A 20,453-nucleotide genomic window follows, 5' to 3' on the forward strand; every position below is an offset into this window, starting at 1 on the left:
ATTCAGAAAGAAGGTTAATCGATGTTCGGAACATTATCCTATAACAAGCAAAAGCTCATTATCATTGTATCCTTCCTGCTGATTCCACTGCTCCTGCTGGCGACATTCACTTATTATCCGGCCATTAAACTGGTCTATTACAGCTTTACCAACTGGGACGGGTACAGCCCTGAGAAGCCTTGGGTCGGTCTGGACAATTACCGCGAGGTTTTTGGCAATCCTGATATCTTCAAGGTGTTCACCCATAACTTTGCCTACTTTGCGATGGGGATTGTCCAGAATATTGTCGCCATTTATTTCGCCGTTGTGCTGAACAGCAAGCTGCGGGGTAAAAACGGGTTCCGGATTATGCTCTTCCTGCCTTATATCATGAACGGTGTAGCCGTGGCCTTCATGTTCGGCTATGTGTTTGATACTACCAACGGTTCACTCAATATGTTCCTGAACAGCATCGGCCTCACCGGACTAGGACAGACCAGTTGGCTCGGTACTGAAGGACTGGTGAACTACTCGCTCGCTTCCACTGGTTTTTGGCGGTTCATGGGCTACAACATGGTCATTTACATTGCCTCCCTGCAGGCGATTCCGAAAGACATTTATGAAGCGGCCAAAATAGATGGTGCAGGCTCGTTTCAGACGTTGTGGAGAATTACACTGCCGAATATGAAGCCCGTCATTCAATTGAATTTATTCCTGACCGTAACCGGCGCGCTGGAAGTGTTCGATCTGCCGTTCGTGCTGACCAAGGGCGGCCCGGCGGGTGCCAGCCAGACTTATGTTCAGCGGGTAGTGGATACCGCCTTTGCTTTTAATAACTACGGCCTGGCCTCAGCGATGAGCGTTATCCTGATCTTCATTGTCGTTGTCGTGCTCTTGCTGCAGCAATTGGTTCTTAACCGGGGAGGAGATAAGTAGCCATGGAACATTCCAAACTTAGCCTAAAAGACATTTTTAAATACTTCACGCTGCTTATCGGTGTATTCGTCGTACTCTTTCCGCCTTATGTCGTGGTGGTCAACGCCTTCAAATCAACCGAAGAATTTAACAGCAGCAGTTCCATGGCTCTGCCGCGCAGTTTCTTCAACTTCGATAACTTCGTGACTGTGTTTCAGCGCGGCGGACTGCTCAGCGGCTTCGGCAACGTGCTGATTATTATCATTATTACATTGACCCTGAACATTCTGTTTGGGACAATGGTTGCATATGTACTGGGGCGGTTCTCTTTCAAGTTGAAGCCGATTGTATTCGGCGCTTATCTTGTGGCGACCATCATTCCAAGCATTACTACTCAGGTAGCGACCTTTGGCATCATCAAAAGTATGGGCCTCTACAACACCTTGGGTGCTCCGATCGTACTCTATATCGGAGCAGACGTCATTCAGATCATCCTGTATTTACAGTTCATCCGCAACATCCCCGTTGATCTCGATGAGAATGCGATGGTTGAGGGTGCATCCCTGTTCAAAATCTACCGTTCGATCATCTTCCCGCTGCTGTCACCGGCGACGGCAACACTGATTATTTTGAAGACGATCAGCATCTACAATGACATGTACATCCCCTATCTATATATGCCAAAACAAAGCCTCGGCGTCGTTACCACCGTCCTCATGCGTTTTCAGGGGGTCAATACGGCCGATTGGAATTTGATCTGTGCAGCCATTCTGCTTATCCTGCTGCCGACAGTCATTCTTTACTTCTTCCTGCAGCGTTATATCTTTGAGGGGGTAACCAGCGGCGCCGTCAAATAGGGGGTACAGAAAGGAATAACCATAGTGGTCTCTTACATCCGGAGAATTGTGCGCAGCATATGGCTGTTCCTGGCCAACCTGCCGATGGAGCGAAAGCTGATTGTCGTATTTATTTTTCTGATCTCCCTGCCAATCACTTACGTCAGCTATCTTTCTTCACGCTCCACCTTCAACTCGGTGCTGTCGAGCTCCACAAAGAGTGCCGGACAGATGGCAGACAGCGCTTCGGATACCATAGACCGGTATGTTGCTGATCTCAAGCGGTACACGGCGCTGCCGCTGTACAATACCGATGTTCAGTTCTACCTGGAGCAGCGTAATACCGATTGGGAAAAGAACACCAGCATGTCGATGTTCCTGAGCTATTTGAACCATACGAAAGAACAGATTATTGCCGTATACTTAGTGGACAAATACGGTTCCACCTTTTATGACAGGGCTCCCGGCATCAATGAATTATTCCCGGCGGAACGGCTGGCGCAGTGGCAAAGCCTCACCGAGGGGGCCGGTGCAGCTCCGGTAGTCCAAGGCAGGCATACGATCCGTGTAAACTCCGGTGACCACAAAGAGGTGTTCAGCGTTTTGCGCACCATTACTTCGGTCAGCACGCTCAAAAATATCGGAATCCTTGTCTTCGACATTGACATCAACAACCTCTTCAAGGGGATCGTTGATCCTGTAAACGCCGTCACCCAGGGCAATACGCTGATCGTGGACGACAAGGGCGAATTAATGTACGACGGTGAGCATGTGGACGGCCAAGAGACTCCGAAACAACGGGAACATGCACAGATGCTGCTGCAGAAAGTTACCGCTCCCAATGGCCATTTTCAAATCACTTTGGATGGCCTTGATGTTCTTGCAGTGTACAGGGTATCCCAGAAGACCGGTTGGACGACCATTGTTTCCATTCCGCTGGACCGTATCCTCTCCCCGGTGGAGAAGAACCGCAACCGGCTGATTTTCACTACCCTGTCGATTATTGCCTTCGCGCTCGTCGTTGCCACCTTTATTTCCTATGCACTGACCAAACCGCTGAAGTCGATGGTCCGTCTGATGAAGCAGGTGCAGCACGGCAATCTGGATGTCTGGCTGCATCCGAAATATAATGACGAAATCGGGATGCTCGGCAGCCACTTCAACCGGATGATTATCCGGGTCAAGGATCTGCTTCAGGAGGTCTCCCTTACGGAGAAACGCAAACAAAAGGCAGATATGCGGGCGCTGCAGAACCAGATTAACCCGCATTTTATTTACAATACGCTGGAATCCATCCGCATGCTGGCGGAGAGCAGTGATGACCCCCGCGTCGCGAAGCTCACCTATCTGCTTGGGCTGCAGATGCGTTACGGCATTGTCCGCAGTGAAGAAACCGTTACGATCCGGCATGAGCTGGATCATGTGCGTAATTATTTGCATCTGCTGCAAATCCGCTTTCCGGATAAATTCCGGCTCAATATCCATGTGCCGGAGGAATTCCTGCCGCTGCCGGTGATCAAGCTGGTCTTCCAGCCGATTGTCGAGAATGCCGTTTTTCACGGGCTTGAACCTAAGGAGGGGCCGGGTACACTGAACATTACGGCTTGGGAGGAGGACGGTAAAACTGTATTTTGCGTCGAGGATGACGGAATAGGTATGGATGAGGATACCCTGCGCGCTTTGAACAACAGTCTGATGGGCGGGGCAGACGGTGAAATGTTCGGAATCGGTCTGCGAAATGTGAATGAGCGCATCCGTCTGCATTACGGTAGCTCCTTCGGATTACACGTGCAGAGTGAACTTGGCACAGGAACCCGTGTAACTTTAAGAATCGAGGATCTTTCGGACGATCACAGCGAAGAATAATATCATTCCAAAAAGGGGGACTCGGCTTGCTGCGTATTGCGATTGTAGATGATGAAGTTCTGATTCGCGAAGGTCTGGCACGAATGATCAGCAAAGAGAGCAGCACCTTCGTTGTCGCCGGTATTTATCCGGACGGCAAACATTTGCTTGATGCGCTCCCCTCGCTCCACCTTGACGTTGTTATAACCGATATCCGTATGCCGCAGATCGACGGGCTGGAGCTGATCCGGCAGCTTAAAGCGAACCACCCCGGGATTCGCAGCCTGCTGATGAGCGGATTCGTTGAATTTAATTATGCCCGGGAAGCTATCCGCAGTTCAGCGGTAGATTATCTGCTCAAACCTATCAATAAAGAACAGCTCTTCGAAGTGCTGTATAGTCTGGAGAAGGAGCAGAAGCTGTTGCGGGAAAAAGAAGAATGCCAGCGCACAGGCCTGCTGCACTCCCTGCTGCATATCGAAGAGCCCTCTGCCGTTCTTCTAAGCGGCCTTACCTTGCCCCAGCCTTATTTCACGGTCTATGTCCTTAAAGGAAGCTCCCGGGAAAAAGTCTGCGGAATTGCAGACAGTCTGCGGCAAGAGAAGGCGTTCCTCCTCGATACGCTGGAAGTGCAGAAAGGGCTGCAGGCATGGATCTGTTATTCCGCACAGCCGCTCACCCCTGAAGAATCACACGAAATCGGAGAGATTATCAGCATTGCAAGCAAGGACCAGCGTCTCCATGCGGGGGCCAGCCGCTCCTACGATGATCCCGGCAAATTTAGAACAGCCTATCTTGAAGCCAAGCTCGCCTGCGATGCAGGGATTTATAGTCCGCTGCCGCTGCATTATGTTACGATTAAAGAGCTCCAGGCACCGGTGCAGGCTGTCTGTGATCCCTTCCCTCCATTCCGGGAGCCGCTGATCCATGAGCTGCAGATTCTAAATGTGGCCGGGGTGCTGGAAGGACTGCACAAGCTGTTCTCTGTGCTGGAGCTGCAGCAGGCTTATCCCGACTTGATCCTGCGCGCCTGCCGGCAGGTTGAGGATACTGCCCGCAAGGAGCTGCAGGAATTTGAGGCTGTCTACCGAAAAGACTGCAGCCAGCGGCTGGAAGAGCAAATCGAAGCCTGCATGGCCTTTGCTGAAATTGAGGAACTCTTCGCCTCCTCCTTCTCGGCTGCGCTGAACGAAATCCGCAAGCACCGGCTGGAGATGGCCGGTACGGCCGTTGAAACAGTCAAGCGCTGGGTAGCGGCCCATTATAATCAGCATGCCGATTTGAACATGCTGGCCGGTATAGTATTTTTGACACCAAGCTATTTAAGCAAGCTGTTCAAGCAGGAGACCGGGCTGACTCTGACCGATTATGTGATTGAAATCCGCATCCGCAAAGCGAAGCAGCTGCTGAAGAATGCGCCGGATCTGAAGGTGCACGAAATCGGCACCGAAGTCGGCTATCCCGACCCTGCTTATTTCAACAAGCTGTTCAAGAAGGTTGTCGGTGTTACACCGAACGAATATAAACGCATTTCGCTCGTATAAGGAGAATGATACCTTTGCATCCAGAGTTCCTGAACTCAGAGAACAACCCCGAAATCCAGGTGTACGAAACGACAGAATTATATGGCGAGAGAGGCAGATTCCGCGTACTGCAGTTTTCGGGAGACGCCATTCAGGGCGCCCTTGATCTGGACCACCCCCGGCGGGTGGTCTTTGAATATCCGCGGGCAATGATCCATCTAATGGAGGCTGGCGGACCTTATTTCGAAGATGTATTCCTGATTGGACATGGGATTGGAACGCTTGCCGGTTATTTTGCGGAGAAGCGCTTTAAAGTGGCCGAAGTGAATGCGGAGGTCGTGAAGCTGAGCCGGCAGCATTTTGGCTACAGCCAGGACAATGTCATTGTCGGGGACGGACGGCGCATTCTGGAGGGCGAGCCGGAACTCCGCTATGACTTCATTCTTCTGGATGCCTTCACCGCTGACGGCACTCCCCGGCATCTGGTCTCCGGTGAGTTCTTCGCCCTGGCCCGTTCCAAGCTGAACAGCCGCGGCTCCATCATCATGAACCTGATGGGCAGAAGTGAAAAGGACCGCCTGATAGGGGCCATCCACACGACTTTAGCCGGGGAATTCGCCTATATCAAGGCCTTTGCCCTCCCTTCGGAAGGAACCGCCGACATCCGCAATATCATCATCATGGGCAGCGGCAAGCCGATCCGCTATCAAGCCCGGCAGATGGCCGGGTTTGTGGAAGTCACCCTTGGGCAGGGGCATGTGATCCGGGACTAAGCATGGATAACCTATAAACAGAGGGTCTCCGTTGGGGAACCCCACAGCCTGATTAACCCTATCCTCTCACCGGAGTTCCTTGATGAAAAAACATCTGCCACCGCCCATCCCTGAATTTCCAGATTGAACTGCGCAGTGTCTCTCCACCCGTCTCTTCGTTCATGATCCGGTAGGTGGCCAGCACAGCCTCCCCGGATAACGGATGAAGTTCGAACCCGCTCAGGGTCATTCGGACCTCGCCCGCTCCTTCTTCGCCCATCAAGTCCCGCTTATGCCATACCTTCCCGGAGCTTCCAAATTCAAAAAAATCGTCTGCCAGCAGTCGCGACAATTCATCCGGCGAAGTGCGCACCTCGGTGTTCAGCAGCTTCTCTTCCAGTTCACAGATCTGCTTGGCCATTGCGTTCAGTTCCTTGTATCCTAAGTCTTTTTTTTCAAGCACTGTAATCCTTCTTTCTGCCACTATTCGTACCCGGCGAAATCCGGCCCTACAATACACCGTTCATTCCACCAAATATCCGGCCAAAAACATTAAAATAGATCATGATAAAAGACAAAATAAGGGCTATAGGCAGAATGGACAAAATTTGAATTTTGTTTTTCGGAATGCTAAGTAACAAAACAACTATCATTATTAGATATATCCCCATAAGCCATGGAATTAAATAGAAATGATGGTGAACGGGTAAGTAAGCGTTACGTAATTCAAACCCTTCTGACAGTAATACTGTGATTGGAAGGGCCGAAATAAGATTAGAAAACAATCCGCTCCCGCGTGCATACCACATAACATAAGCACAAACAGGAGATACCACTGCGCATAACCCCCAAAAAACAATTTCTCTCTCCGGGAAAAAATGCAGCACAAACGTTGTGTAAAGATAATAAACGGTAAGCATCGACCCGAAAAAGGCAAATATGTTAACAGCCGCTAATTTGGGAGAATAGCTAAAAACGGATAACAGTGTTGCAACAAATACCCATATACCAAGACGTCCTCCGAGATTGTCAAATATCGGGTTTATATTCGGATTATCCACAAGTTTTGCTGCTAACCCCAAAGTAACACCGATAATAATTGCCTTTACTATCGAAAAAACTATTTGTTTTGCAGTGGATTTATTATCCATCGTTTGCTTCCTTCCTCGCCTTATCCCATTCCGCCTTGAACTCCGAGACACTCCGGTAACGCTGATCCCGCTCCGGATGTACGGCCCGCATCGCAACCTTGTACAGTTCCGGTCCCGCCTCCCATTTATCCCTGGAACGGTCACTTTCTCCACCCAGCAGTACAAAAGCAGTAGCCCCCATATTATATACATTGGTGATTTCGTCGATTGGGGCATCCAGAAGGTACTCTTCCGGTGATTTGAACCGTTTGGAGCCCCATAGCTGCTCTCCCATGCCGTTGAAGAAGGGCTTAGGCTGATAGAAATCAATATCGCAAATTGCTGTACGGTCCTTAGTGAAATCATAGAGAATGCTTCCGTCATAAAAATCCACAGCCACATATCCTTTAGACTCTATGTATTCATGAAAGCCAAAGATGACCTCCAGAGAATCCAGCCGTTTCTCCGTCGACAAGGCCCTAAAGCGGTAAAAAGGCGATTCGGGAGCACTATACTTGGCCGCTCCGCCAAAAGCCCAATGCGAATGCAGGCACTCGCCTTCCGTCCATTCAAAAACAACTGCATATCCCGTTTCCACAGGACCATGAGATAACAACTGGATTAGCGACGGATGCCGCAGCTCCTCATAGAGAGGAACCGCCTGAATCAATCTTTCAACCGCTTCCGCAGGATCACCATGAAATTCCATCGTTTTCACTCCGGCGAACTTCACAAAATACTTGCATCCGTCTTGCTCAACCCCAAAGCTGATATTTCCGGAATCCTGCTCATCAAACACCCGGAACACCCGCCCCATTGCCGTCAGCCAATCAAAAGAGTAGGCCTCCTGCAGTTGAAACGTAGCCTCGTCAATTACAAATCTATATCCGTTTCCGCTCATCGTCAGCCTCCTGTACATTTGCTCTTCCCTTAAGTTTCATCTGCTGCAATTCAGGAACTGAAGTACAGCTCCAGCATGGCAAAGCTCTGTTTCAGACTCAGGCTTCCATCCACCTCCAGCACTTTCAGCTTCCGTGCTTCAGCCTCCTCCTTCACTCTCGCGGCAAACAGGGCGTCCCGCTTCATCCAATTGCGGAATGCGATCCCGGGGTTCTCAGTCTCCTGCAATATGTCATGAATCCACTCCCGCCTGCTGTAATGCTCCCATTGGAACTGTTCCGTAGGGACAATCCAGATCGCCTTGTGATTATTCTTCATCAGTGGAGCTACGAGTCGGGGCAGCAGCTGGTTTCCTTCCACCACAACCGCTTTCTCTCCCAAGCGTGCCAGATCGAGCAGCACAAATGAGAAGTCCTCTTCGAAGCATTCGATATATGTATTCAGTTGCTCCTCTACTTCCCTTGTATAAAAAGCCTCGTTCATCGTCAGCCTGGTGACCCGGTGCATTGCAGGCTGCTGCTCCCGCGAAATCTGCTGCACATGCTCATGAAAGTGCTCATCGCAAGCATACAGCGCCAGCCCGTATTTATCAGCATACATTTTAGCCAGCGTGCTTTTGCCGGCACATGCCGAGCCGCCGATCCAGTAAATCTGTTGGTCCTGCATCTGATCCTCCCACTGCTCCAACTTAGGATTTCCCTCCCTGAAACAAATTGTTCAGTGCGTTCAGCTGTTCTTTCTAAAATTGAGTATTTCCGCTCTCTCCAGAGCCTCAAAATTCAAAGTGTAGTCCTTATTCCCCATCAAAACTTGAATGTTATTTAAATGCTCTTCACTGGATACCTTACCCACAACCTTCATGCATTCTTTATTAATATCAACAGAATAAACCGTCCCCCCGGCCATTTAGAGCTTTTGATGCAGCAAAGGTGTAGTGTCCGAAGCCACAACCGTAGTCCAAAATTTCCGCATCTTCTGCAAGTCCTAAACCTTGAAATAAAGCAACCCCTTCTCCGTTCTCCCACTGTTTAACTGCAATTCCCCAATTCATGCGCATCACGCTTACTTATTCTTCCAACCCCCTCCCTTATCCTTCTTCCCTTTTACCGCGGCTCCTCATCACTCTTCAATACAAAAACAGCCTTAGCCGCACACCCCGGACGGCAATTCCCCGTCTTATTTCCCATTCCTCCGCTTTTTTTGCTAAAATAGAAGGGTCGGCGCATTCTTCAGCTTGTAAGGCGCCAGTCACTGAAACGGAGGCATTACCTGTGGATTATATTATTCTGGACATCGAATTCAACGGCCGCAAATTTGCCAGCGAGCATCCTATGGAGGTCATTGAGATTGGAGCCGTCCGGTTAGACGCTTCATTGCAAGTTAAGGATGAGTTCTCAGCCTTAATTAAACCTATATACTTCTCCACCCTGAATTCGTTCATTAAGAAAAAAACCGGCATTCCCCAAGAGGATATCGACGTCGCTGACCGTTTCCCCAAGGTCATTACCGCCTTTAGAGCCTGGCTGGATCAGAGCAGTGACGGAGTGCTGCTTCTGACCTGGGGCGGCGAGGATATGAAGCGGATCATTCAGGACATCCGGATGCACAAAATGGATGATTCCTACTGGATGGCTGCAACCTATTTTGATCTCTTGAAGGGCGTGCTCCGTGCACGCGGCCTCAGCAATGACATCAGTGTCGAAGGTGCGATGACCCTGTTCGAGCTTGAGCCTTCCGGTTCCGCGCACCGGGCGCTGGACGATGCCAAGATGACCGCGGAGATTTTCCGCGCTGTCTTTAACGACCTGGATTTTGAGCGGTCCCAGCATTACAAGGACACCTTCTCCAACGCCAGAGAACGCAAGACGGTCAAGATCGCCATCAAGGCAATGATCTCCCAAAAAATTGTTCCCACCTGGGAACTGGTCGCCGAACATTACTTCCCGGGTGAAGATGCGCTGGCGGATCCCCGGAAGCTGGCAGAGCTGCGGGAATATTTCACGGCACAGGTCGGCAAGAAATAATCCGGCTTCGTGTGTAATACAAGGTTAGCAGCAGTTTCCTTAGTGGACATACTATAGGGAGCTGCTGTTTTTTTGAGCGATATTCCCCACAAAAGAGTGTTTGACATTGCCGTTGCGTGAAGGTGTAGAGTGATCTTGTAAGCAGCAAGCTGCAGCTTACAAGTGTGCAATTGGGTCCAAATAACACTACGCTGAAACAAGTTATGGGAGGTACAGCCACTATGGAATACACGGTGCAGAAGCTGGGAGCTTTGGCGGGCATCAGTACGCGGACATTGCGCTATTACGATGAGGTTGGGATTCTCAAGCCGGCGAGAATCAACTCCTCGGGATACCGCATCTACGGCCAGGCCGAGGTCGACCGGCTGCAGCAGATTCTTTTTTACCGGGAACTGGGCTTAAGCCTCGAAGGGATCAAAGAAATCGTGACCGCACCGTCCTTTGACGGCACCCGGGCACTGCGGGAGCACCATGACCAGCTGCTTCAGCGGAGAGAGCAATTGGATCAATTAATCGCAAACGTCGAAAAAACACTGGCCCAAAGTGAAGGGAGAATAACCATGAGCAATGAAGAGAAATTTGCAGGCTTTAAGCAAAAGCTGATTGACGATAATGAGCGTACGTACGGAAAGGAAGCCCGCAGCAAATACGGGGAAGAAGCTGTAGAGAAGTCTAACCGCAAGCTGAAAAATATGACCGAAGAGCAGTATGCCGCCATCCAGCAGCTTGAAGCAGACATGTTCGCAGCCCTTGAGCAAGCGATGGAGGAAGGCGATTCCGCCAGCGAGCTGGCCCAGCAAGCCGCTGAGCTGCACCGCCAGTGGCTGTCCTTCTACTGGGACACCTATACTAAAGAAGCTCACGCCCACGTCGCACAAATGTATGTGGATGACGAACGCTTTACCGCCTATTATGACAAGCGGCGTCCGGGTCTGGCCGAGTTCCTGAGAGATGCTGTGCACGTCTATACAGGTACAAAGCAGTAGTCTTCCACTCCGCTTGCCCGGAGTGATACAGCAGTTGTATGATCTATAAAAGCGGGGCAGCCGATATCCGGCTGCCCCGCTTTTATATAGTGTTAATCCCTCTGCATTTTCATGGATTCAATCATCATCGTCATCAGAATCTACATCCGTATACAGAACCTTCGCAGTATAGGCATCGACTCCCACTTCAGTCGTCACTTTGCCGTTTCTGATCTCCACTTCATATACGAAACTTCCATTGTCCCCATCAAGGTCAATTTCAGTAACTGTACCCTTTGCGGAGGCAGAAGCTGCTTCTGCCGCTTTAGCTGCGCTGATCATCGTTCCGCTTTGTGATGTGGCTGCTGCGTAGTTGTCATCATCGTCGTCGTCATCGGTTTCTTTGCGCACACTTAAGATTTTACCTGTGTAGGCATCAACCCGAACGTCAATTTCCTGGTTGTTATGACGGATCTCAACCTCGTAATACGAACCGCTGATTCTCTCCTTCAGATCAATACTCTCTATTCGGCCCTGCGCTGACTTCAGCGCATACGCCTCCGCCTTGTCCACGCCAATCAGTGTCTTGCTTTGACTTTGTGAAGCGGTCGATCCTGCGGAAGCACCCTGAACCTCGCTGATGCTGTATGCACCCCCGAACAGAATGGCTGCCGCCGCTACACTGCTCCATAATTTCATCTTCATCATTTATTGCCGCCTCCTCATGTTCAATCTGTGCTGCTCATGTATTCAATATACACGGCCCAAATGAGAGAAAGGCGACAGTAACATTAGAAATTGATGAGAATTCTGCTTAAGGATGATCCTCATCCGGTTCTTCCCAAGCTACGGACATAATGTTTCCGGAGATCGCGTCCACCTGGACCACCGCTTCACGCCCATCCGTTGTATTCACTTCCACCAGATAAAAGGCGCCTGATTCGTTAATTTCGGTATCCACATCATCCAGTTCTCCCGGCACCTCCTGCAGCGCCAGCTTAACTGCCTCGTCTTCCGACACTGCACGCGGAGCAGTCGGTGAAGGGGATGGCAGGGCGCTGCCGCCTGCCGGAGGGGCCGAAGAAGGCAATGGTGTGGGCCGGACCTCTGCGGAAGCGGCTGGCTCCAGCAGGACAATGGAAACAATCTCACCTGTTGCCCCATCCAGCTCCAGCTCATAGAGACCCTGGCCGGTTTTCAGCTCCGCTACATAGTTGCCGGATTGCAGGGTCAGGTTCTCTACGCTGCCGGAATACTCTTTCAGCACAGCCTGCTTCGCCTGCTCTTTCGTCAACAGCTGTGCGGATTCATTTGTGAATATTTTAAACGCAGCAATGGACAGAAGCAGCGCGGCAGCAATAATAATGACGGCTTTGTATATGAATTTTTTGCTCTCAGGTTTCTTTATTTTCATTGTCTTCCCCTGCTCTCAGCCGCAATTCGGATCATAACCGATGTTCCGGCGCCTTCCACACTCTCCATGGACAGCTTGGCTCCAATGGCTTCGGCAATTTCCGCAGCAAGTGACAACCCCAGCCCTGCCCCTCCGCCCTGGCGGCCTCTTACCTCATCTACTCTGTAGAAGCGGTCGAACACTCTGGGCAGCTCCCCGCTCGGAATCCCGATGCCCCGGTCAGTAATGACAATGTGGCTCTCCTGCCCGGAGGCTCCAAGCGTGATGGTTATGGCTTCATCGCTGTATTTGCGGGCATTGTCCAAAAATATGAACAGCAGCTGGCGCAGCTTCGCTTCATCGCTGAATCCCATGACCTCCCCCTGTGCATTGACGGTAACTTCTCTGCCATATGCATTGCGGAAGACTTTGGCCGATGCGGTGGCCAGCTCTTGCAGATCAACAACCTTCATGGACAGATCCCATTGTTCGTGGTGCTTTGCCAGCAGCAGCAGCTGCTCGGTCAGCTCTTTCATCCGAATCGCCTCGGAATGGATGGCTTCAACGGATTCATTGAACAATTCAGGATGGGTAAGTCCCCGCCTTTTGAGCAGGCTGGCGTAGCTTTCAATCACCGTCAGCGGGGTACGCAGCTCATGCGAGGCGTCGGACACGAATTTCTCCTGCTTCAAATAATTACTCTCCAGCAAAGCGATCATATCGTTGAACGTGCGCCCCATTTCAACCAGCTCATCTCTGGATGTGTCTTCCAGCGTTAGTCTGCTGAATTTCCCGCTGTTCTTGATCTCCCGCATCGTAGCTGTCATTTGCACAATGGGACGCATAATCAGCCCGGATAGCACACGGCTGGAGAGCAGCAGCGGAAGCAGTGCAAAGGCGGTTGCCCCCGCCAGTACAACCCGCAGCACGCGGAGCGTATTCATCGTACTCTCCAGGCTTTTGGTCATTTGGACATTCATCACGATCCCGTCTATCCAGATAACCGGAGTCGTCACGAAAGCATAGGAACGGCCATCCACCTTGATAATCTCACTAAGCTTGTCTTTATAATATACCGGCTTCAGCCGGCTGATCTCCTGTTCCGACGCCGAAGTCACGGGCGCCGGTCCGCTTCCGTCCGGAGCCAGCAGCCGGAGCATTCCCTCAATCGGCACGTACGCCCGGAGCAGCTCCGGGGCAGCTACACCGGTTCCAACTCTTCGCATATCGGCAGCGATTTTGGCAGTCTCGGCAGCGGCCTGATCCAGCTGATTATCTGTCGACAACCGGCTGAACATAAAGTAAATGACGAGGTTCATAATGACAAGGAGTACAGCAAACAGCACGCTGGAATAAAGATAAATTTTGCTCCGCAGCTTCATGGGGAGTCCTTCAGAACATACCCGATACCCCTGACGGTATGAATAAGCTCGCTCTGATCCCCTTGGGTAAGTTTCTTACGGACATAACGGATATACACATCTACGACATTGGTATCACCGTAATAATCGTACCCCCAAACCGCGGTCACAATCTGCTCTCTATTCAGCACCTGGCGCTTGTTCTTCAGCAAGAACACCAGCAGATCGAACTCCCTCGGGGTGAGGTCAATCGTTCTGCCAGCCCGAACAACTTCACGCGTGGTTTCGTTCAGCTCAAGATCATCCGCTTTTAGCCAGCTGCCTGTCTCCTCAATGTTTCGGGTAGACGCAAGCCGCAGCGCAGCGCGGACACGCGCCAGAAGCTCCTCAATTTGAAAGGGCTTGGTGATATAGTCATTTGCCCCAAGGTCAAGACCGGATACTTTGTCTTCCACCGAGCTTTTGGCAGTCAGCATCAGTACAGGGGTAAGCGCATCATTGACCCGGATACGGCGCAGCAGCTCAATTCCGCTGAACCCGGGAAGCATCACATCAAGCAGAAGGAGGTCCGGCTGCTGTGCCTGATAGATTTCAAGCGCCTGATGGCCGCTGCCCGCAATAAATACGCGATAGCCCTCGCATTCCAGCTCAATCTGCAGCAGCCGGGCGATTTTTTCTTCATCCTCCACGACCAGGATGGATTCCGTCATTGGCAGTTCTCCCTTTCTTCGTTCCGCAAGTGGATGATTTAACTACTTGGCTGCCTTCATTGTAGGGCATAACCGGGCGCTGATTCAAACCCTGCCGCACCTTGAAGATGATTTATAGTGTGAACCATATATATGTTTAACTATTAACTATCCAAAAAAGGTGTTCCCGCCGTTTCAATGGCTTAGAACACCCCATTCTAATTGTTTCTATTGCTGCCGGACAATAAATGAACGGTTCTATAGGCTGTGGTGCAGCAGCTCCAGCACCTTCCGCAGCTCGGCAACCGCCACCTGTCCAGGGGCAGATGGCTTATGGGCCGCGCCGAAGGTAAGCGCAGAACCGAAGATTTCCCCGGCTAGGCGGCTGATTACGCCCTCTCCAGCCATGGACATCGTAATGATCGGACGGTCCGCATACTGCTCCTGCATCCGGTTTGTCGCAGCCAGCAGTGTCAGCACATCTGCCGCGCTGCATGGCATAACGGCGATCTTCGGCAGATCTCCGCCCAGCTCCTGAGCCTTGCGCAACCGGGACACAATCTCCTCCTCGGGAGGTGTTCCCTGGAAATCATGGTTCGACACAATCACGAACACCCCGCAGTCATGCGCGGCAGCGATTAGCGCCTGCACATCAGCTTCCTCATTGAACAGCTCCACATCAATGATATCGACGAGTCCACTCGCGGCTGCAGCCTTATTCAGCCGGATATAATCCTCCGTGGCAATCTGCCGCTCCCCGCCTTCTCTGGCGCTGCGGAATGTGAAGATCAGCGGAAGGTCCGGAAGAATAGCCTGGATCATTTCCAGTACTTCCGTAACTGCCTCAATATTGTCCACTCCGGCAAAAAAATCGCTCCGCCACTCCACCACATCCGGTGCCAGAGCTTTCAGTGCCTCCGCTTCTTCCTTCAGCTCCGTCAATGTTGCTCCGGTCAGCGATACGCAAATCTTGGGCATCCCCTCGCCCAGAGTCACATTCTTAACCGTTACAGTGCCACTCATTTACTTCAGCTCCTCATCTATCCGATCTATATCTATCCCCGGCTTACCGTTCAGCTGCTTCTTTCAGGAACTGCTCGACCTCCGGCAGCTTCGGCAGCGACGGAATTGCCCCTTCTTTGCCTACAGCCAGCGCACCAACTGCATTGGCGAACCTCACCGCTTCTTCCAAGGCCACACCGCGGGTCAGTTGGTAAGCCAGCGCCCCGTTAAAGGAATCGCCTGCCGCAACCGTATCAACCGCCTGTACCGGGAATCCGGCAATATGCTGCGCGTTACCGGATTCATTCACGATCAGCGCCCCCTTGGAACCCAGAGTGACAATGACGTTCCGCACCCCTTTCCCCAGCAAAATACGCGCCGCCTGCTCAGCCGCCTCCGTACTGTTTACTTCAATACCGGACAGGATTCCCGCTTCGGTTTCGTTCGGGGTCAGATATGTCACATGTCTCAACATTTCCTGGCTAAGCTCTCTGGCCGGAGCCGGATTCAGAATGACCGGAATGCCGTGGCGCTGCGCAATGGAGGCCGCCTGTTCACACATTGGAAGATTCGTCTCCAGCTGCATCACGATCATTTCAGCTTCGCTGATTACATGCTCAAGCGCCTGAATATCTGCTGGGCCAAGTTCAATATTCGCTCCCGGCACAACAATAATCCGGTTCTCCCCTTCTCCATCGACCACAATTGACGCGACGCCGGTAGCCTGCGAGTTACTCTGGGCAATATGCCGGACATCAATATGCTCCTGCCGCATAATCTCCAGCAGTTCACTGCCAAAGGCATCCCGGCCGACACTTCCGATCATCGCTACCTCGGCACCAAGACGCGCTGCGGCTACTGCCTGATTGGCGCCTTTTCCTCCCGGTGACAAGGCGAAGCCTTGTCCAAACAAAGTCTCCCCAGCCTCAGGCGCCCGGCTGGTGCGTACCACCATATCCATATTCAAACTTCCGATCACCACTATACTCAAGCTTTACACCACCATTAGTTATTTTGAACAATCTGGATTTACAACCTATACTTATCTTAAGCCGCTGCGGCCATAATTTATCCGCTTTCGGTACAGGACCTGAATATCCTTCCGGTCGGGACCATGCTGAAATGTCACTCTCACATCCATATAGTCTGCTTCAGCGGCAGCAATCACTTCAAAGGGTAATATTGTCCCTTCCTTATCTTATGGCCTGAGGCCGTCTTTATCAAACTTTTCTGTTTATATAGATTGAACTTGTGGTTTTAGAGTACAGGATCAGTCGCAACTACGGTGAATATTTGGACTTCCGGCCGCTTTCGCTCCTCCAGTTCCAAAATTCCCCTTCGTTGCTCCTTTCCTTTATCTCAAATTTTTAAGCTCAATCTATATAGTATTTTCTTGAATCCTTACGTTTGTTCTTCACAAAAACTTCGTTATGCTTTTTGACTGCAAGTGTGCTAGAATAGGTGTGCAATCGCTTCCAGGGAAGACTGCATCATTTTGAGCAAACGTTTGCACCTTAGTTTGAGCCTACAGCAATACCAGATTATAATCTAATTCGTATTAGGAGGCTTATCAAGTGAACGAGAAACAATTACCGTCAGTCGCTTATTTCAGCATGGAGTATGGCCTGCATTCCGATTTCAAAATGTACGCCGGAGGCCTGGGCATCCTGGCCGGAGATTACATCAAGGGTGCGAAGGATATCAACGCTCCTATCATTCCGATCGGGCTGAAGTGGAAGCAAGGGTACACGGATCAAAAGATTGATGCCCACGGCAATCCGTATGACTCCTATCACAACTATGTTTATGATTTTCTTGAAGATACAGGGGTTAAAGTAACAGTTAAAGTAAGAAAAATCGATGTTGTCTGTAAAGTGTGGAAGACTGAGCAGTTTGGCAACAGCCCGCTGTACCTGCTGGACACGGATATTCCCGAGAACGGTGATGCCTGGATTACAGGCCAACTGTACGGCTGGTTCGGCGAAGAGCGGATCGCTCAGGAAATCGTTCTTGGGATTGGCGGCGTTAAAGCGATGCGTGCACTGCAAATTCCGATTGATGTCTATCACTTCAATGAAGGACATGCAGCACTGGCCGCCATCGAGCTGATCCGTGAAAAAATGTCCGGCGGCAGCACCTTTGAGGAAGCCTGGAAAGCTACCCGTGAAGAGGTTGTGTTCACTACTCATACACCAATCAAGGAAGGCAATGAAACGCATCCGCTCGACCGCCTCGAGTATATGGGTGCATTCAATGGCTTAACCCGCGATCAAATGGAACGCATCGGTGGAGATCCTTTCAATATGACTGTAGCCGGTCTGCGGCTGTCGCGCATTTCCAATGCAGTGGCCCAGCTTCATGCCGATACTTCGAACAAAATGTGGAAGGAAGTTGCCGGCAGATCGGAGATCATCGGCATTACCAATGCTATTCATACCCCTACCTGGGTGGACGAACGGATTACCCGCACCTTTGAGGAGAACGGCGACCTTTGGGCCACGCATAAAGAAATTAAAAATGAGCTGATCGGGTTCATCGAGGAACGCTCCGGCATCGCCCTGAATGCGGACAATCTGCTCATCGGCTTCTCCCGCCGCGCCGCTCCTTACAAACGGAGCGACCTGATTTTCTCCCAGCCGGAAGTCATTGAGCCTTACCTGAAGGACGGAAAAATCCAAATCGTCTTCTCCGGCAAAGCCCATCCGCTGGATGACACCGGCAAAAAAATCGTCAGCAATCTCGTGGCGATGATGAAAAAATATCCAAAAAGTGTCGTTTTCCTGGAAAACTACGATATGACCATTGGAGCACAGCTGACCCGCGGCTCCGACATCTGGCTCAACAATCCGCGCAGACCGCTGGAAGCCAGCGGCACCTCCGGGATGAAAGCGGCTATGAACGGCGTCCTCAACTGCTCGATTCTGGATGGCTGGTGGCCGGAAGCTTGTATCGACGGCGAGAATGGCTGGCAGATTGGCGATGGCTTCGAGACCACCGATTTCGAAGTGCTCGACAAGCATGATAGCGACGCGCTTTACGATACCCTCTTGAACCGCGTGCTCCCTACCTTCTATGACAACCGGGAGAAATGGGTACAAATGATGCGCAAGAGCATCGAGACCACTCGTGTTGAATTCGCGAGCAAACGTATGCTGGATGAATATTACAGCAGAATGTATATCAAAGGCTAAGCTGCGTATTTTTCAGCATCAATCATTAGCTATACTACTTCTCTGACGCCTTAGCCTATCCTGCCTTTCCCCCTGCTCCCGTCCGCTGCTGCGGATGGGAGTTATTTGTATGCGGTCTTCTTTATAGTGATTGCCTTAATGAAAGCAGTATGAGTCTGCGCTTTTTCAATCTCACTTCATCCTCCATAGCTGCATTGGATTCGCCTTACTTTCCAACGACAATCATGCATATCCTTAACTGCACCCTTGATAACTTGTTGATTATAACCCCACTTTCCTTCATCAGCCGTACCTCTCTTCCGTTATCATGATTCCAACATTCCCGCATATTGTTAATTAAAATCATTATAAAAAAGAATTGCTTTTCCCGGTTTTTTTGTTATTATAGAACTTATACTAAATCTAATATCAAATCTATTACGAGGTGATTGTATTCATGAGTCAGAGCAATAACAAACTTACAACAAGCTGGGGTGCCCCTGTCGGAGACAACCAGAACTCAATGACCGCAGGCTCCCGTGGACCTACCTTGCTGCAGGATGTTCATCTGCTGGAGAAATTGGCCCACTTTAACAGGGAGCGTGTTCCTGAACGTGTTGTCCACGCCAAAGGAGCCGGTGCTCATGGATATTTTGAAGTCACTCAAGATTTGTCACAATATACCAAGGCAGCATTCCTGGCCGAAGTCGGCAAACGCACGCCAATGTTCATTCGCTTTTCCACCGTTGCCGGAGAGCTGGGCTCTTCCGATACGGTCCGTGATCCACGCGGTTTTGCAGTAAAGTTCTACACAGAAGAAGGAAATTATGATCTCGTCGGCAACAATACACCGGTTTTCTTCATTCGCGATGCGATCAAATTCCCGGATTTCATCCATACCCAGAAACGTCACCCGCAGACTCATTTGAAGAATCCGAATGCTGTTTGGGATTTCTGGTCTCTATCTCCTGAATCCCTGCATCAGGTAACCATTCTTATGTCCGACCGCGGCATCCCGGCTACACTCCGTCATATGCACGGGTTCGGCAGCCACACCTTCAAATGGGTGAATGCCGAAGGCAAGGCTGTCTGGGTGAAATACCATTTCAAAACTGAACAGGGCGTAAGAAATCTTGATGTAAATCTGGCAGCACAAATTGCCGGAGAGAACCCGGATTATCATACAGAGGATTTGTTCAACGCAATTGATAAAGGAGATTTCCCGGCATGGAGATTACATGTGCAGATTATGCCTGTAGAGGATGCCGACACGTACCGTTTCGACCCATTCGATGTGACCAAGGTATGGTCGCAGAAGGATTATCCATTAATTGAGGTTGGCCGTATGGTCCTGGACCGCAATCCGGAGAATTATTTCGCAGAAGTAGAGCAGGCTACCTTCTCTCCTGGTTCTTTTGTTCCGGGCATTGAAGCATCCCCCGACAGAATGCTGCAAGGCCGCCTATTCGCCTATGCCGATGCCCACCGCTACCGGGTAGGTGCGAATCATAACCAATTGCCGATCAACCGGCCTATTGCCGAGGTCAACAACAATCAGCGTGACGGTGCAATGAACTCCGGCAGCAACGGCGGCAGCTCTGTGTATTACGAACCTAACAGCTTCGGCGGAGCAACGGAATCTCCGCAGCATAAATCAGCTCCATACAACGTTTCCGGTCAGGCAGACAGTGTCCCTTATGATCACGATGATCATTATACACAAGCCGGCGACCTCTACCGGCTGCTGAGCGAAGAGGAACGTGCGCGCCTTATCCGCAACATTGTTGGCGCCATGACTCCTGTGGAGTTCGACGAGATTAAAATCCGCCAGATCGGCCACTTTTACAAAGCCGATGCTGAATTCGGTCAGCGTATCGCCGAAGGTCTGGGATTGCCTGTACCTCAAGCTGAATAAAATATATGCAAAACCCCGGACCTTGAGGTTCGGGGTTTCTTGTTGCCCTAAAAA

At 50.9% G+C, this 20,453-nt stretch carries 20 protein-coding genes; 9 read left to right on the plus strand and 11 right to left on the minus strand.

What is annotated here, in order from left to right:
* The first annotated feature begins 21 nt into the window (after nt 1-21).
* From NYE29_RS05420 to NYE29_RS05440, 5 genes are read left to right on the plus strand one after another with little or no spacing between them, the layout of a single operon-like run.
* The gene (locus tag NYE29_RS05420) at nt 22-915 is read left to right on the plus strand and encodes a carbohydrate ABC transporter permease (protein ID WP_038586119.1); all 894 of its coding nucleotides are present in this window, start codon (nt 22-24) and stop codon (nt 913-915) included.
* 2 nt (nt 916-917) lie between these two features.
* A complete protein-coding gene (locus tag NYE29_RS05425) occupies nt 918-1,751 on the plus strand; it encodes a carbohydrate ABC transporter permease (protein ID WP_038586116.1) in 834 nt (277 codons plus the stop codon).
* 24 nt (nt 1,752-1,775) lie between these two features.
* Nucleotides 1,776-3,596, plus strand: coding sequence for a cache domain-containing sensor histidine kinase (locus NYE29_RS05430; protein WP_340894741.1), 1,821 nt, complete (start codon nt 1,776-1,778; stop codon nt 3,594-3,596).
* A 26-nt stretch (nt 3,597-3,622) separates the two neighbouring features.
* A complete protein-coding gene (locus NYE29_RS05435) occupies nt 3,623-5,119 on the plus strand; it encodes a response regulator transcription factor (protein ID WP_340894742.1) in 1,497 nt (498 codons plus the stop codon).
* Between the two features lie 14 nt (nt 5,120-5,133).
* The gene (locus NYE29_RS05440; protein ID WP_340894743.1) at nt 5,134-5,871 is read left to right on the plus strand and encodes a spermidine synthase; all 738 of its coding nucleotides are present in this window, start codon (nt 5,134-5,136) and stop codon (nt 5,869-5,871) included.
* Between the two features lie 58 nt (nt 5,872-5,929).
* On the opposite strand, the gene NYE29_RS05445 is transcribed toward NYE29_RS05440, so the two are convergent.
* The 5 genes from NYE29_RS05445 to NYE29_RS05465 all read right to left on the minus strand — a co-directional run bounded on the left by NYE29_RS05445 (nt 5,930) and on the right by NYE29_RS05465 (nt 8,931).
* Nucleotides 5,930-6,271, minus strand: coding sequence for a nuclear transport factor 2 family protein (locus NYE29_RS05445; protein ID WP_038598585.1), 342 nt, complete (start codon nt 6,269-6,271; stop codon nt 5,930-5,932).
* Nucleotides 6,272-6,359: 88 nt separating this feature from the next.
* Nucleotides 6,360-7,001, minus strand: a complete 642-nt coding sequence (locus NYE29_RS05450) for a hypothetical protein (RefSeq protein ID WP_340894744.1) — start codon at nt 6,999-7,001, stop codon at nt 6,360-6,362.
* Nucleotides 6,994-7,881: a serine/threonine protein kinase gene (locus NYE29_RS05455; protein ID WP_340894746.1), complete on the minus strand. Its 888-nt coding sequence runs from the start codon at nt 7,879-7,881 to the stop codon at nt 6,994-6,996. Before NYE29_RS05455 ends, NYE29_RS05450 begins: the two co-directional genes overlap by 8 nt.
* Before the next feature lie 50 nt (nt 7,882-7,931).
* Nucleotides 7,932-8,567 carry a hypothetical protein gene (locus tag NYE29_RS05460; protein ID WP_340894748.1) on the minus strand — a complete coding sequence of 212 codons (636 nt, stop codon included), beginning with the start codon at nt 8,565-8,567 and terminating at the stop codon, nt 7,932-7,934.
* 190 nt (nt 8,568-8,757) lie between these two features.
* Nucleotides 8,758-8,931, minus strand: a complete 174-nt coding sequence (locus NYE29_RS05465; RefSeq protein WP_340894749.1) for a hypothetical protein — start codon at nt 8,929-8,931, stop codon at nt 8,758-8,760.
* Between the two features lie 220 nt (nt 8,932-9,151).
* Between NYE29_RS05465 and NYE29_RS05470 the strand changes: the two genes are divergently transcribed.
* Both NYE29_RS05470 and NYE29_RS05475 read left to right on the plus strand, forming a co-directional pair.
* Nucleotides 9,152-9,904 (plus strand): 3'-5' exonuclease, encoded by a 753-nt coding sequence (locus NYE29_RS05470; protein WP_038586099.1) that lies wholly within the window; start codon nt 9,152-9,154, stop codon nt 9,902-9,904.
* Nucleotides 9,905-10,125: 221 nt separating this feature from the next.
* Nucleotides 10,126-10,890 carry a MerR family transcriptional regulator gene (locus tag NYE29_RS05475; protein WP_340894751.1) on the plus strand — a complete coding sequence of 255 codons (765 nt, stop codon included), beginning with the start codon at nt 10,126-10,128 and terminating at the stop codon, nt 10,888-10,890.
* 117 nt (nt 10,891-11,007) lie between these two features.
* Here the strand turns inward: NYE29_RS05475 and NYE29_RS05480 are convergent, their stop codons facing one another.
* The 6 genes from NYE29_RS05480 to rbsK form a co-directional block, all read right to left on the minus strand.
* Nucleotides 11,008-11,577, minus strand: coding sequence for a PepSY domain-containing protein (locus NYE29_RS05480; protein ID WP_340894753.1), 570 nt, complete (start codon nt 11,575-11,577; stop codon nt 11,008-11,010).
* 106 nt (nt 11,578-11,683) lie between these two features.
* On the minus strand, nt 11,684-12,283 hold the full coding sequence (locus NYE29_RS05485; protein WP_340894754.1) for a PepSY domain-containing protein: 600 nt from the start codon (nt 12,281-12,283) through the stop codon (nt 11,684-11,686).
* Nucleotides 12,280-13,644 (minus strand): sensor histidine kinase, encoded by a 1,365-nt coding sequence (locus NYE29_RS05490; protein ID WP_340894756.1) that lies wholly within the window; start codon nt 13,642-13,644, stop codon nt 12,280-12,282. The genes NYE29_RS05485 and NYE29_RS05490 overlap by 4 nt, the downstream gene beginning before the upstream one ends.
* Nucleotides 13,641-14,333 (minus strand): response regulator transcription factor, encoded by a 693-nt coding sequence (locus NYE29_RS05495; RefSeq protein ID WP_340894757.1) that lies wholly within the window; start codon nt 14,331-14,333, stop codon nt 13,641-13,643. The genes NYE29_RS05490 and NYE29_RS05495 overlap by 4 nt, the downstream gene beginning before the upstream one ends.
* Before the next feature lie 237 nt (nt 14,334-14,570).
* Nucleotides 14,571-15,335, minus strand: coding sequence for a type I 3-dehydroquinate dehydratase (aroD, locus tag NYE29_RS05500; protein ID WP_340894761.1), 765 nt, complete (start codon nt 15,333-15,335; stop codon nt 14,571-14,573).
* Nucleotides 15,336-15,378: 43 nt separating this feature from the next.
* Nucleotides 15,379-16,296, minus strand: coding sequence for a ribokinase (rbsK, locus tag NYE29_RS05505; protein WP_340899620.1), 918 nt, complete (start codon nt 16,294-16,296; stop codon nt 15,379-15,381).
* Between the two features lie 592 nt (nt 16,297-16,888).
* On the opposite strand from rbsK, the gene glgP reads away from it, so the two are divergent.
* Nucleotides 16,889-18,505 carry an alpha-glucan family phosphorylase gene (gene glgP / locus NYE29_RS05510; RefSeq protein WP_340894762.1) on the plus strand — a complete coding sequence of 539 codons (1,617 nt, stop codon included), beginning with the start codon at nt 16,889-16,891 and terminating at the stop codon, nt 18,503-18,505.
* A 436-nt stretch (nt 18,506-18,941) separates the two neighbouring features.
* Nucleotides 18,942-20,399 (plus strand): catalase KatA, encoded by a 1,458-nt coding sequence (gene katA / locus NYE29_RS05515; RefSeq protein ID WP_340894765.1) that lies wholly within the window; start codon nt 18,942-18,944, stop codon nt 20,397-20,399.
* Nucleotides 20,400-20,453 lie beyond the last annotated feature (54 nt).

The organism is Paenibacillus sp. FSL M7-1046 (assembly GCF_038007405.1).
GTDB lineage: Bacteria > Bacillota > Bacilli > Paenibacillales > Paenibacillaceae > Paenibacillus_AQ.